Raw genomic sequence first — 13,079 nt, 5'->3', positions numbered from 1 at the left:
CCCGGCACCAAGGGGTAGCCCATGCCCGGGAAGGCCGGCATACGACCTGTCCACAACAGGCGCTCGGTGCCGGTGCTGATGCCGCTCCATTCGATGTCGACGGCAACGTCGTCTTCGGTCATCGGACTCAGGTCGAGCCGGCGCAATTCAAGTTGCTCAGGTTGCTGCAGCACGACGGCCAGGGCGTTCATGGGCAAGGCCTTGTGGCCGTCGCGGCCGGGGAGGTGTCAGGTGTTTGATTCATCTCAAGTGTCATCCTATGCTTACTGTTTATTGTGTCAATCTAGATTTACGTTTTAGTGCACAGGGTTTTCACGGGCCCGTCGCGCAACGAGCAGCTGGGTCTGCAGCGGCAGGTGCGTCGGCACGGCGCGCACGGTCTCGAAACCGGCGGCCTTCAACATGGCGCGCAGCTCGGCCGCGCTGCGCGGTCGGCCGCGCCCCATCGCGAGCAGGTAGAAGCCGAAGTAGGCGTCGCCCATCGCTTCAGCACCGGGGGTGCCGGCCATCGGCTCGGCCAGCAGCAGCGTGCCGCCAGCGGGCAACGCCGCATGAACCGCGCGCAGGATCGTCATGGCGCTTGTGTCGTCGTGGTCGTGCAGCACACGCACCAGCGAGGCGATGTCGGCGCCACGCGGCAAGGGCTCGGTGAGAAAGTCGACACCGAAGGCGCTCGCGCGCGGTGCAATGCCCGCACCCTGGAACCGCGCCCGCGCTTGCTCGGCAACCGCCGGCAGGTCGACCAGCATCACTTGCAGCGATGGCGCGCGCCGCGCCGCGGCCACGAGAAAGCGGCCGTCACCGCCGCCCACGTCGAGCAGGCAACGGTGGTGATGCAGCGCATGCGCATCCAGGATCTCGTCGGCCACCAAGGGCTGCGACGCGGCCATCAAGGCCGAATAGGTGGCCACGCGTTCGCTGGCCGGACCTGTCGCGCCGGCTTCGTCATAAGCCCAATAACGAGCGAGTGCGTTGTGGCTGCGCTCCTGTTGGGAAGCGCGCAGAAGCGCCACCGGGTCCGCCAGGTCGGCATACAGCGCGGCGTGGTGCTGCACCATCGCGGCGACCGCCACGTTACCGACCATCGGCGCGCCAAGTTCACCCAGGCCGTAGCGCCCTTCACTGCGGTGCTCGAGCAATCGCAGCGACACCGCTGCATCGAGCAGACGCCGCGCCGCATCGACCGGCAGCGCGAGGCGGCCCGCCAGGCGCTCGAGTGTTTGCGGCCCTTCGGCCAACAGATCGAACACGCGCAGTTGCACGCAGGCCAGCAGCACCTGTGAGTAGACGAAGCCTGCGACCAGATCAAAGAGTTCGCGCGCATGGCGGCGTGCGACCGGGCGCGTCAACACAAACGCGGCGGCGCGGCGCTGGAACACGGGGCTCGCGAGCAGACGGTCGCGCCATGAGAGCCAGCGGTCGACCCAGCTGCCCCACCGGGTCATCGTGAACTCGCCGGTGGTGCTGCTCATGGGGGGCCCGATGCCGACTACGCGATGGCCCGCACCAGGTCTTCAGACATCGACAAGGGCACCAGGCGCTCGGCCTCCTGCCGCACCAGCGCGCGCAGAGGCTCGGCACCCTTGCACTCGGGCACCGCCGCGATGGCGCAACCCACGAGGCGGTCGAAGTGTTCGATGGCACCGTCGAGCCCGAGCGCGCGGGCCGCACTGGGCCGCAACAGGGCGAGGTCACGGCCGATGGGCTTGCCCATCACGCGCGGGTCGCCGGCCACGTCGCGAATGTCGTCGGCGGCCTGGTAGGCCTCGCCCAGCCACTCGCCGAGTGCACGCCACGGCGCCGCTTCGGCACCGGCCGCCAGTGCGCCGGCCATGGTGGCGGCCGCAAACAGAGCGCCGGTCTTGGCACGCTGGTAGTCAGCCAATGACACACGCGCCTCACATTCCCACGCCTGACCCGCGACGATGCCGAATGGCATGCCGACGCCGGCCGTGACGGTGGCGATCAATGGCGCCAGGCGTTGCGGCGAGCGTGAGGCGTTGGCCGCCAGCGTCTGGAACGCCAGCACGATGAGCGCGTCGCCGGCCAGCACCGCCAGGCTCTCACCGTAAGCGTAGTGCACCGACGCACGGCCACGGCGCATCGGCGAATCGTCGAAACACGGCAGGTCGTCATGCACGAGCGAGGCGCAGTGCAGCAGCTCGATGGCCGAGGCCGCGGCTTCCGACAGCAGCGGGTCGTCGTCGCCGCAGGCCTGCGCCACGGCAAGACACAGCTGCGGGCGAATGCGCGCCCCGCCGGGAAACACCGCATGCCGGACGGCCCCGGCCAACTTGGGTGGGCAGTCTGACGACTCGCCGGTTGCAATGGCGGTGGCCAGGGCCTGTTCGATGCGTGTCATGGGTTTCATGGGATTCCGCCGTTGCCGGCGTCGCAGCTGAGGGAGGTGTAACGCTTCGATGTCACCACCGAGTGTCACGTAGCATAGACACATGAATCTGACACGTCAACCTGACATCCACCCGCAGTCGCCCCCGTGGCCTCACGGCGCGTGATCGTCATTGGCGCGGGCATCGGCGGGCTGGTGACGGCGCTGGAGTTGGCCGCAAGCGGCGTGGAGGTGCTGCTGCTCGAACGCGCGGCGCAGCCCGGCGGCAAGATGCGCGAGCTGTCGGTCGGTGGCGTTTCGATGGTCGCAGGGCCGACGGTGTTCACCCTGCGCTGGGTGTTCGAGGAGTTGTTCGACGCCGTCGGTGCGCGGCTGGCCGACCACCTGAATCTCAAACCCGTCAGCGTGCTGGCACGCCACGCGTGGAGCGAGCACGAGCGGCTGGACCTGCATGCCGACGTGGCGCGCTCGGCCGACGCCATCGGCGCCTTCGCCGGCCCGCAGGCAAGCCGCGGCTACCTCGCGTTCTGCGAGCGCGCACGCAGCATTTACCGCGCGCTGGAGCAACCCTTTCTGCGCAGCAGCCGGCCCAACCCGCTCTCGCTCGTGCAGCGCGCCGGCCTGCGTGGCCTGCCCGCGCTGATGCGCATCTCACCGTTCGCCACCTTATGGCCAGAGCTCGGCCGGCACTTCGCCGACCCTCGGCTGCGCCAGCTGTTCGGCCGCTACGCCACCTATTGCGGCGCATCGCCTTACCTCGCACCGGCCACGCTGATGCTGGTCGCGCATGTCGAACAAGACGGCGTGTGGCTGGTCGATGGCGGCATGCACCGCGTGGCGCAGGCGCTGGCCGCGCTGGCGCGCGATCGTGGCGCCACGCTGCGCTTCAACGCGCCAGTGAGCCAGGTGTTGATGCACAACGGGCGCGCCTGCGGTGTGCGCCTGGCCGATGGCGAAGAGCTGGCCGCCGAGGCGGTCGTCTTCAACGGCGACGTGGCCGCGCTCGGCGCCGGTTTGCTGGGCGACGCGGCACGACCGGCCGCCGCGCCGGTGCCAGCAGCACAGCGTTCGCTGTCGGCCGTCACCTGGAACCTGCTGGCGCCGACGCGCGGTTTCCCGTTGTCGCGCCACACGGTGTTTTTCTCGAACGACTACGCCGCCGAGTTCAATCACATCGGTCGCGGGCGCCTGCCCGCGTCGCCCACCGTCTACGTCTGCGCGCAAGACCGCAGCGATGACGATGTGGCCGTGACCGCCGCCGAGCGCCTGCTGTTGATCGTCAACGCCCCCGCCCGTGGCGACACGCACCCCTTCACCCCCGAGGAGTTGAGCCCATGCGAATCACAGACCTTCCAGCAGATGGCTCGCTGCGGGCTGCAGGTGGATCGCCACTCCGCCCTCACGCAGATGACGACGCCGCAAGGCTTCGAGCAGCTGTTCCCGGCGACGGGCGGCGCGCTGTACGGCCGGGCACCGCACGGGTGGATGGCGTCGTTCAGCCGGCCTGGCTCGCGCAGTCGCCTGCCGGGCCTGTATCTGGCGGGCGGCTCGGTGCACCCCGGGCCAGGGGTGCCGATGGCGGCGCTGTCGGGCCGGCAAGCGGCCGCGAGCGTGATCGCGGATCGGGCCTCGGCGCGCACGTCCAACCGGCCTTCGACACCCCCGTCGCAGCCGGTGGCTACGCCTGGTGGTACCTCGACGCGCTGAGCGACGACGGTGCGCATGGCCTCACCCTCATCGCCTTCATCGGCAGCGTCTTCTCGCCCTACTACGCGTGGGCGCGACGCCACACACCGCAGGGCCAGGCCGACCCGCTGAACCACTGTGCGCTCAACGTGGCGCTGTATGGCCGCCAGGGCGCGCGCTGGGCCATGACCGAGCGCGGGCGCGACCAGGTGCAACGCGATGCGGCCACGCTGCAGATCGGCCCGAGCGTGCTGCGCTGGGTGGGCGACCGTTTGCACATCGAGGTCAACGAGGTCGCGGCGCCCTGGCCGTCGCGCATCCGCGGCACGGTCACCGTGCATGCGCCGCGCCGTTTCCATCACCCGGTTCAACTCGCGCCGCAGCACCGCTGGTGCCCGATCGCCCCGGCTGCGCGCGTCGAGGTGGATCTCGGCGGGCGGCGATGGGCCGGGCCGGGCTACCTCGACTCCAACCAGGGCGACGCGCCCCTCGAGCAGGCGTTTCAACGCTGGGACTGGTCGCGTGCGCGGCTGGCCGACGGGCGCAGCGCGGTCTTCTATGACGTCGACCGCGTCGGCGCCCCACCGCTGCAGCTCGGCCTTCGCTTTGACCCCGATGGTGGTGTGCACACCGTCGAGCCACCCCCCGCGGCCGCGCTGCCCCGCTCGCTGTGGCGTGTGGCGCGTGGCGCTCGCAGCGACGCGGGCAGCTCACCTCAGGTGTTGCAGACCCTGACCGACGCGCCGTTCTACGCCCGCTCGCTGGTCGATGCGCACTGGCTGGGCGAGCGTGTGACCGCGGTACACGAGAGCCTGTCGCTCAAGCGCTTCGACAGCGCCTGGGTGCAGGCAATGCTTCCGTTTCGCATGCCGCGTGTGGCTGGCTGAGTCAACGTGTCAGGGCAGCATCCAGACCTTGGACTCGTAGGCTTTCATCGGCTCGAGAGCCCAGCCCGGCGGCGGCTCCTTGATGCCTTGCGCGTCTGCCAGGTCGAGCTTGCGGGCCACCAGCTGCGCGCAGTGGCGCAGGGTTTGCAGGTCTCTCTCGCGCAGCTGCGGATTGGGCGCTGAGCTGAAGCAGCACAGCGTGCCATAGGCGCGCCCCCCCTTCAACACCACCGGCGTGCTGAGGTGGGCTCCGATTGAGAACGGCAAAGGCGGCAGGTCGGTGCCGCGCGGCAAGGCCGCCACGTCCTGGATCAGCTCGGGCAGCCGGCCGTCAACCACGCGCTGGCAATAGGTTTCCTCCAGCGGGTTGGAGTCGCCGGCATGCAAGGCGGGTGCCGAGTTGGAGCGGTCGACGAAGCGGAATACGCGTTGACCGTCGACGAACTCGGAGACGAACACCACATCGAGGCTCATGCGCTCGCGCAGCATGCGCAAAACTTCATTGACCGAGCCGTCGAGCAAGGCGTCGCTCGAATCAGCGGTCGCGATCAGGAGCTCGGAGATGACGACGCTGACATCGTCCATTTCAAATTGGCGAAAAACATTCATGGTGCAGGAGCGAAATCTGTGGGCACGCGCGGTTATACGGCGCGACACGCGCTTCGGATGCACCCACCCTGGCCAGTTCGTGACAAAGTGTCGAGCGACAGGCCCCGGTCAGAAAACGGCGTGGTCGCCACGCTCGGCCACACTGCGGCCCGCCAGCAGACGTGCGTAGAAATCGAACAGCGTGTCGCTGCCCGTCGAAGGTGTGGCCGCCGCGTCATAGCGGCCCGACACCGGGTCCAGCACCAGCATCGACTCGGTGGCGTAGTAGCGGCCGATGCGCGCGAGCTCGGCCTTGGCCACGAGTGCGGGCAGCACACGGCCGGCGGCGCCCAGCACGCCGACGATCGCATCGAGCATCGCCACCGGCACCTGTTTGAATCGCGCCGGCCGACCCAGCAGCGCAAACAGGTGTTCACCCTGTTGGCGCGGCGTGATGGCCGGGCCTGGCCCGCCGATCGGCAACACCCGGTTGCGTCGGGTCGGATCGTCGAGACAGCCCGCCAGGTAGTCGGCCAGGTCGTCGTCGCTGATGGGCTTGCAGGCCGTGAGCTGGCCGTCGCCGAACACCAGGAACGGCCGGCCGCGTTTCACCCGCTCCACCTGCCCCGAGAGCGACTTGAAAAACGCCGTCGGGCGAACGATGGAGTAAGCGAGGCCAGAGTCGACCAGCACTTTCTCGAAAGCCAGCTTGGCCTGCTGAAAACCGAGCAGCGGTTTTTGCACGCAGATCGCCGACAGCAAGACGACCTGCGACACACCGACATGGCTGGCCGCCTCGAGCGCATGCACGTGCGCCTGGTGGTCGATGGCCCAGGCATCGCGGAGTGCGCCGGTGCGCGAGGCCAGGCACGACACCAGCGCGTCGAAGCGCTCGCCACAGAATCCGTCGCGCGACAGCGATGCAGGGTCGCTCACCTCGCCGAAGCGCGTGGTGGCGCCGGCAAAGAGCCGCACGCTGTCTTGCGGCGCCAGCGTGCCGCCCACGCCCGCCCGTGGGCGCACGAAGCACACCACTTCGTGGCCACGCTGCACGAGTGCCCGCACGGTCGCGCGGCCGATGGTGCCGGTGGCACCGAGCACGAACACGCGCCGCGGCTGGGATGAGCGCACGCCTTCGGCGCGCATCGGATCGAGTCGGCTCATGATCATGGCACTTGAGCCTCGCGTCCGGCTAGCGAAGAAACGCGCTCAGCGGCACGAGCGACGCGCTTGCAGCCTCTTCCTGCGGCAGGTGACCCACCGAAGGCAGCGCAAGCAGGCGGCTGCCGGGAATGGCCTTGAGATAGTCGGCCGAGTTCGCAAAGGGAATCATGGCGTCGCGTTCGCCCCAGATCAGCAGCGTGGGCGCGCGAATGCGGTTCAGCAGCGGCACCGGATCGGCCAGCACGGTCTGTTGCAGCCGTGCAAGCAGCGCGTCTCGGTTGCCGGGGCCGAGCATCAGATCGTGGTACCGGGTGAGCAGCTCGTCGGTCAGCGCGCTCGGGTCGGCGTAGGCCGGCAACAGGTTCGTGCGCAGCACCGGCTTGGGCAGCACCTGGCGCATCAGCTTCAAAGCGGCCGGCACATCGGGCGGCTTTCCGTAGGCAAAGCCGGGGCTTGCGAAGCCGTCGGGCGACACCAGCACCAGCTTGTCGACACGCTGCGGATGCTGCGCAGCGAAGGCCCAGGCCATGCGGCCTCCGATCGAATGACCAACCAGGCTCGCGCGTTGCAGGCCCAGGCGATCCATCAGCACGATCATCAGCTCGGCCGTGCGGGTGTCGGTGTAGTCACCGGCCGGATCGGGCGGGCTCAAGCCGCTGCCGGGCAGGTCGAAGCGGATCACCCGGTGGGTGGCGCTCAGCCCCTGCGCCCAGGGCTCCCAGGTGTGCAGGCTCGAACCGAAGCCGTGGATCAGGACCACGGCCGAGGCGTCCTTCGCGCCGGTGTCGCGTACGTGCAACCGCCAGGCGCCCAGTTGCACCATGTCGCTCGGTGCGGCCAGGTAGCGCGCATCGAGCAGGCTGCGCTCCTTGTCCGGCGTCCAGAGCCACCAGGCGAGCAGCGCAATGGCCAGCAACGCAGCGCCCAGCAGCACGGGCTTCAAGCGCGAGTGCCGGTCATTCGGGCGGCCGCGTGCGGTCGCGGCGCAGCTTCCACAGGTCCCACACCGCAAGCCCGAGCACCACGCCGATCACCAGCGCGAGTTCGAGCGCGACGAGCCAGCCCGAGCTCATGTCGCGAGGTCCGAGCGGCTCACCCGCGCTGAGGCGGCCTGCCGCTCGCGCTGCTCCAGGCGCGCGAACAGCTCGGCCGTCCACACCAGGCGCTCGGCGATGCTGCGGCGTGGCGGCGAATCGACACGCGGTGATGCGGCCAGCGCGGCGTCGACCAGCAAGCGTGTGGCCGCTAGCGGCGGCGCAGGCCGCGCCGAGGCAGACGGCACCAGCTGCGCCACCGAGCGCAGCAGCAGCCAGGCCTTGCGCGAGCGCGCCACATGGGCGCGGGCGCTCACCGAATCAAGCCCGCGCCGTGCCACCTCGTGGCCGATCGCGGCGTACATAAAGCGCGCCGCGTTGATGCCGGGTCGGCACGCCAGCGGCAACTTCGCCACGCCATCGCCGACACGCTCGTACAACACGTCGGCCGCATCGAGCAAGCGCCTGACCACGCTGGCCAGCGCCGGGCTGAAGGCCGGTTGCGCCAGCCACGCGTCGGCGTCGAGGCCGGCCTCGGCCATCCATTCGCGCGGCAGGTAAAGCCGCCCCATGCGCGCGTCTTCGCCCACGTCGCGCGCGATGTTGGAGAGCTGCATCGCCACGCCCAGCTCGCAGGCACGCGCCAGGCCGTCGGGCGTTCGCACGCCCATCAACAAGGCCATCATCGCGCCGACGGTGCCGGCCACACGCGCGGCGTAGTCGTGCAGGTCGGCGAGCGTGTCGTAGCGGCGGCCTTGCAGGTCCCACTCGAAGCCTTCGAGCAAGGCATCGAACAGCTCGGCCGGGATGTGGTGGCGCTCGACCACCACCGCCAGCGCCCGGTCGGTCGGTTCGTCTTGCGGCGTGCCGGCGTAGGCCAGGCGCAGGCGCTCGCGCAGGCGCTCGACGGCGCTGCGGCTGCTCTTGACGCAATCGCCTTGCGCGTCGACCGCGTCATCGGCCAGGCGGCAAAACGCATACAGCGCCGACGCCGGCTCGTGCACACCGCGCGGCAGCAGAAGCGAGGCGGCCAGAAACGTCTTGGAGCCGTGGCGCAGCGCAGCGCGGCAGGCTGCGAGGTCGGCCCGCGTGCTCGCGGTCTGCGATTCAGGCGGGCGCCACCCGAACATCGTGGGGAGTGGCTGCGCGAGAGGTCTGGATCGTGTCTGCATGAGGAACCACCGAGTCGAGTACACGGGCTGAAGAGAGCACACCGGGCAGGCCCGCACCGGGGTGCGTGCCGGCGCCCACCAGGTACAGGCCCGCGAGCTCTTCGCTGCGGTTGTGCGGGCGGAACCAGGCGCTTTGTGTCAGCACCGGTTCGAGCGAAAACGCGGCACCACGAAACGACGAGAGCCGGTCTTGAAAGTCTTGCGGGGTGAGCAGGCGCGAGCTGACGATCTCATCGGCGAGACCCGGCAGCAGCGTTGCCTGCAGCCGCTGCTCGATGGCACGGCGGTAGGGCTCGGCTTGCGTCGCCCAATCGGTGCCGCTCTGCAGGTGTGGCACCGGCGACAGCACATAGAAGGCGTCGCAGCCGGGTGGCGCGAGCGACGGGTCGGTCGCCGTCGGGCGGTGCAGGTAGAGGCTGAAGTCGTCGGCCAGGTGCTTGCGGTCGAAGATGTCGGTCAGCAACTCGCGGTAGCGCGGCCCCAGCGCAATGGTGTGGTGGGCCACGTCGGGGTATTGGCGTTTGGTGCCGAAGTACCAGACAAAAAGGCTCATCGAATAACGCGCACGCTCGATGCGCCGGTCGGTCCAGCGCTTGCGGTGCTCGGGTGCGACGAGGTGGCGATAGGTCCAGGCCGAGTCGGCGTTCGACACCACCACGTCGGCCTCGATCTTTTCGCCGCTTTCCAGCAGCACGCCATTCGCTCTGGCGTGTTTCCCGCCGTTCTTGACGGTGATCTGCGCCACACCCCGGTTGCAGCGCACGGCACCGCCCTGCCCTTCGATCAGGCCCACCAGGCCCTTGACCAGACTGCCGGTGCCGCCCATCGGAAAGTGCACCCCCCAGCGCCGCTCGAGGAAGGCGATCAGGCAATAGACCGAAGTGGTCGAAAACGGGTTGCCGCCCACCAGCAGCGACTGGAAGGTGAGCACCACGCGCAGCCGCTCGTCTTTCACGTGCTTGCAAGCCAGCGAGTAGACGGTGCGGTAGCCCTCGAGCTTGAGCAGGTCGGGCAGCACACGTGCCATGTCGGCCCATGAATCGAAGGGCACGTGGCCGAGCTGCTCGAAGCCGACCTTGAAGATCGCCTCGCTCGCCTTCAGAAAACGCTCGTAGCCCGCGACGTCGTCAGGAGAGAAACGCGCCACCTCGGCTCGCATGGCCGCGGCGTCGCCGCTGTAGTCGAAACACTCGCCGTTGTCGAAACGAATGCGGTAGTAGGGCGCGACCGGGCGCAGGTCGATGTCATCGGACATGCGTCGCCCGCACAGCGCCCACAGCTCTTCGAACATGAAGGGCGCGGTGATGACCGTCGGGCCGGCGTCGAAGGTGAAGCCGTCCTGGCGGTGCACATAAGCGCGGCCGCCTGGCGCGTCGAGCTTCTCGAGCACGGTGACGCGGTAGCCGCGCGCACCCAGGCGCACTGCCGCTGCCAGGCCCCCAAAGCCACTGCCGATCACAACAGCGTGCGGCCTGGCTTGAGCGGAGGGTGTCAACATGTCGCAATACTAAGAGTGTCAGAGTAAACTGACAACCCGAACTTACACAGGCATTCCCTGATCGATGCGCAGCGCCTCGAGGGTGAGGCGCGCCACCTCGGCCGGCCGCTCCTCGTGCACCAGGTGGCCGGTGCATTGCACCAGCTCCAGCGAGCGAGCGCACTCCGCCGGGATCAGCGCCTGCACCCGCCGCGCATCGCGTGGCGGCACGGCGCGGTCGTTGGCGCCGACGATCATTTCCAGCGGCGTCAGCAGCTGGGCCAGGTCACGTGCCAACGGCCGCAAATCCCATCGCGACATCATGCCCAGCGCACCGGCAGCGTGCTGCGCATTGCGCACCAGCGTGCCGTACAAGGCTATGCCCTCTTCATCGAGCGCGGAGCCGGTGCCCGCGATCAGCTTCTCGATGGCCACGCGGTCCCAGCTGCGGCTGGCAAACAGCTGCGGCGCAAACGGTGTGGCCGCCATCAGCCGGGCCACCGGCGGGAACAGCAGGCCAGGCAGCCCCGCGAGCGGCAGAAACGCGCCATTGATCGCGACCAGCGCCAGCGGCTGCAACGCGCCGTCGAGCACCAGGCGCGCGCCGATGGCCGCGCCCGCCGAGTGGCCGACAACCAGTTCCACCTCGCATCCCAGCGCCTTCACCAGCGCCGCGATGGCGCGCGCCATGCCAGGCAGGGAAAGCTGCGCGATCGGCGGTGTGCCGGTGAACGCGTGGCCGGGCAGGTCCATCGCAACCACCGTGTAGTGCCTTGCCAGCAGCGGCATCAGGCCACGCCAGGAGTGCACCGACGCACCGGTGCCGTGGATCAGCAGGGCGACCGGACCAGATCCCATTTGCTGCACATGCCAGCGCAGGCCACCGGCTGGCACGAAGCGGCTCGCATCGCGGTGCGGCCACCGGCGGCCTTCACGATCCCAACTCAGGGCTGCACTCATTGGATCGACGCCGCCCGCACCGCCTGCGACAGGGTGGCCGCGCCCGCGTGGGGCAGCGGCAGGTAGCGCGCGCCCATCGCCTGCGCGAGCAAACGAGCGGTCTCCTGCGGCTGCGGCGAGGTGTCAAGCAAGAGCGATGAAAAGCCGTCGAGGCGCAACTGCCGTGCGGCGGCCAGCGCGTCGTCGTTGGCGCGTGCCCGCCCGGGTGTGCCGTCGCGCGCGATGTTGGCGCGGCCATCGGTGAGCAACACGATCACCGGCGTGGCGCCACGCCGCGCCACGGTCTCGGCCAGCGTGTGGGCCGAGGCGATGCCGGCCGCCAGCGGCGTGCCACCACCACCGGGCAGGCCGGCCAGGCTGCGCTTGGCACGCACCAGCGAACGGGTCGGCGGCAGCAGCAGCTCGGCCCGGGTGCCGCGAAACGCAATCACCGCCACGCTATCGCGACGCACATAACAGTCGGCCAACAGCAGCTCGACCGCACCCTTGGTCTCGGCCAGGCGTTGCAGCGCGGCCGAACCCGAGGCGTCGACGACAAATACCGTCGTGGTTTCGCTGCGCTGCTTGAAGCGCCAGACACGAAAGTCTTCACGCAGCACCTGGATGCGCGTGCTGAGGGCCTGCCCCGCTGCCCCGGCCTCGCGACGGCGCAGCGCCTGCCACGGGGCTGCCGCCCGCAGCGTCTCGATGACATTCAGGCGCGCGCCACCGTGCGGCTCGCCACGGCGCACGCCGACCGGCCGGCCGCGCGATGGGCCCAGCCGCGCTGCGCCGACGCGCCCGGCAGCGGGCGAGCGCCGCGTCTTGGCGTCGCCCAGCGCCAGCGCGGCCAGCAGGCCGGGCGGAAGCGCGGCCAAGGCGGCTTCAAGCACCACCTCGTTGAGCTCGCCCTGGCCGGCCTCGGCCACATCGGCCTCGGGCGGGTTCGCCTCGGTGTCGGTCGGCGCGGGCTGCTGCGCCGATTCGTCGGGCTCGGGCTGCTCGGGGGCGGGCTCGTCGGCGGATGATTCGCTCGCCGCCGGCAGCCGGGTCGCACGCGGAGCGAGCACCAGGCCGGATGCCAGGGCAGCGTCTTGCGTGGTCACCTCGTCGCGGCCATCGAGCGCCGCAGCGGCGCGCGCAGCGCGGCAAGCCAGCATCGGCGCGCGCACCGAGGCGATGCCGAGTGCGATCGAGGTGGCGCACAAGCCTTCAACGATCTCGTCGGCCGTGCGCACCTGCGCGAAGCGCGCGCGCGCCGCAGCCACGTTGTCGCGTGTGAACGGCGCGTCGCTCGCCTCGTCACTCACCCCACCCGAGAGCGTGAGGTGAAAAGCCAGCCGCTCGCGCAGACGCGCCGGCACCTGCTCGTCATCGTCGAGCCCCTCGTCGAGCGCGACCACGCCGATGCGGCTCGCGCTGCGCGCACCGATGCCGTGGCGCTCGGCCACCAGCTCCTGCGTGTCGATGACGGTGGCGATGTGCGCAGCCGTCGAGGCGCTCAGTCGCTCGGCCATGGCGAGCAGCACGACGCCGCCATCGGCCTCGGCCAGCAGCCCACGCTGCGCCACCGGGCGGCCGGCCTGCAAGGTGGCCGACAGATCGAGCCCGCCAAGCAGGCGGTCGTCGTTGATGTGCAGCGGCACGCGCCGCCAGGGTGTGTGGGCCGGCAACAGCTCGGCAAGCCGCGCGAGCCAGCGATCGCGCGCCAGGCCGGCGCCGCTGCGCAACACCACGCCACCGAGCCCGAGCGGGTCGACTGCAAACAGCGCAGCGACCAGG

The 13,079-nt window shown here is 70.0% G+C and carries 11 protein-coding genes and 1 pseudogene; 2 read left to right on the top strand and 10 right to left on the bottom strand.

Annotated features, from left to right (window positions below; translation table 11 throughout):
• The 3 genes and pseudogenes from RMO40_RS21360 to RMO40_RS21350 all read right to left on the bottom strand — a co-directional run.
• Positions 1 to 191 (bottom strand): annotated as a pseudogene (locus RMO40_RS21360) (chlorophyll synthesis pathway protein BchC); the annotation flags it as partial.
• Between the two features lie 105 nt (positions 192 to 296).
• Positions 297 to 1,472: a methyltransferase gene (locus RMO40_RS21355; protein ID WP_309725612.1), complete on the bottom strand. Its 1,176-nt coding sequence runs from the start codon at positions 1,470 to 1,472 to the stop codon at positions 297 to 299.
• Between the two features lie 17 nt (positions 1,473 to 1,489).
• The gene (locus RMO40_RS21350) at positions 1,490 to 2,371 is read right to left on the bottom strand and encodes a polyprenyl synthetase family protein (protein ID WP_309725610.1); all 882 of its coding nucleotides are present in this window, start codon (positions 2,369 to 2,371) and stop codon (positions 1,490 to 1,492) included.
• A gap of 126 nt (positions 2,372 to 2,497) precedes the next feature.
• On the opposite strand from RMO40_RS21350, the gene crtD reads away from it, so the two are divergent.
• Together crtD and RMO40_RS21340 are read left to right on the top strand one after the other, a co-directional pair.
• Positions 2,498 to 4,057, top strand: coding sequence for a 1-hydroxycarotenoid 3,4-desaturase CrtD (gene crtD, locus RMO40_RS21345; protein ID WP_309725608.1), 1,560 nt, complete (start codon positions 2,498 to 2,500; stop codon positions 4,055 to 4,057).
• Positions 4,054 to 4,923, top strand: a complete 870-nt coding sequence (locus tag RMO40_RS21340) for a carotenoid 1,2-hydratase (protein ID WP_489660216.1) — start codon at positions 4,054 to 4,056, stop codon at positions 4,921 to 4,923. Before crtD ends, RMO40_RS21340 begins: the two co-directional genes overlap by 4 nt.
• A 9-nt stretch (positions 4,924 to 4,932) precedes the next feature.
• Here the strand turns inward: RMO40_RS21340 and RMO40_RS21335 are convergent, their stop codons facing one another.
• The 7 genes from RMO40_RS21335 to RMO40_RS21305 form a co-directional block, all read right to left on the bottom strand.
• On the bottom strand, positions 4,933 to 5,532 hold the full coding sequence (locus tag RMO40_RS21335) for a GAF domain-containing protein (RefSeq protein ID WP_309725604.1): 600 nt from the start codon (positions 5,530 to 5,532) through the stop codon (positions 4,933 to 4,935).
• A 108-nt stretch (positions 5,533 to 5,640) separates the two neighbouring features.
• Positions 5,641 to 6,675: an NAD(P)H-binding protein gene (locus RMO40_RS21330; RefSeq protein WP_309725602.1), complete on the bottom strand. Its 1,035-nt coding sequence runs from the start codon at positions 6,673 to 6,675 to the stop codon at positions 5,641 to 5,643.
• Between the two features lie 28 nt (positions 6,676 to 6,703).
• Positions 6,704 to 7,609 carry an alpha/beta fold hydrolase gene (locus tag RMO40_RS21325; RefSeq protein WP_309725614.1) on the bottom strand — a complete coding sequence of 302 codons (906 nt, stop codon included), beginning with the start codon at positions 7,607 to 7,609 and terminating at the stop codon, positions 6,704 to 6,706.
• Positions 7,610 to 7,744: 135 nt separating this feature from the next.
• Positions 7,745 to 8,839 (bottom strand): squalene/phytoene synthase family protein, encoded by a 1,095-nt coding sequence (locus RMO40_RS21320; protein ID WP_309725600.1) that lies wholly within the window; start codon positions 8,837 to 8,839, stop codon positions 7,745 to 7,747.
• Complete coding sequence (locus RMO40_RS21315; RefSeq protein WP_309725598.1) at positions 8,817 to 10,379, bottom strand: phytoene desaturase family protein; 1,563 nt, start codon at positions 10,377 to 10,379, stop codon at positions 8,817 to 8,819. The genes RMO40_RS21320 and RMO40_RS21315 overlap by 23 nt, the downstream gene beginning before the upstream one ends.
• A gap of 42 nt (positions 10,380 to 10,421) precedes the next feature.
• Positions 10,422 to 11,318, bottom strand: a complete 897-nt coding sequence (bchO, locus tag RMO40_RS21310; protein WP_309725596.1) for an alpha/beta fold hydrolase BchO — start codon at positions 11,316 to 11,318, stop codon at positions 10,422 to 10,424.
• The coding region (locus tag RMO40_RS21305; RefSeq protein ID WP_309725593.1) for a magnesium chelatase subunit D at positions 11,315 to 13,079 on the bottom strand (1,765 nt) is incomplete at its 5' end. The genes bchO and RMO40_RS21305, both read right to left, overlap by 4 nt.

Source organism: Rhizobacter sp. (assembly GCF_031412075.1).
GTDB lineage: Bacteria > Pseudomonadota > Gammaproteobacteria > Burkholderiales > Burkholderiaceae_C > Rhizobacter.
Note: the sequence above shows the minus strand (reverse complement) of the source record. Positions and strands in the feature narration are given on the sequence as shown.

Excerpts from the sequence above, each read along its gene's own strand:
- RMO40_RS21355 (WP_309725612.1), bottom strand. The coding sequence starts at position 1,472 with ATGAGCAGCACCACCGGCGAGTTCACGATGACCCGGTGGGGCAGCTGG.
- RMO40_RS21350 (WP_309725610.1), bottom strand. The coding sequence starts at position 2,371 with ATGAAACCCATGACACGCATCGAACAGGCCCTGGCCACCGCCATTGCA.
- RMO40_RS21335 (WP_309725604.1), bottom strand. The coding sequence starts at position 5,532 with ATGAATGTTTTTCGCCAATTTGAAATGGACGATGTCAGCGTCGTCATC.
- RMO40_RS21330 (WP_309725602.1), bottom strand. The coding sequence starts at position 6,675 with ATGAGCCGACTCGATCCGATGCGCGCCGAAGGCGTGCGCTCATCCCAG.
- RMO40_RS21320 (WP_309725600.1), bottom strand. The coding sequence starts at position 8,839 with ATGTTCGGGTGGCGCCCGCCTGAATCGCAGACCGCGAGCACGCGGGCC.
- RMO40_RS21315 (WP_309725598.1), bottom strand. The coding sequence starts at position 10,379 with ATGTTGACACCCTCCGCTCAAGCCAGGCCGCACGCTGTTGTGATCGGC.
- bchO (WP_309725596.1), bottom strand. The coding sequence starts at position 11,318 with ATGAGTGCAGCCCTGAGTTGGGATCGTGAAGGCCGCCGGTGGCCGCAC.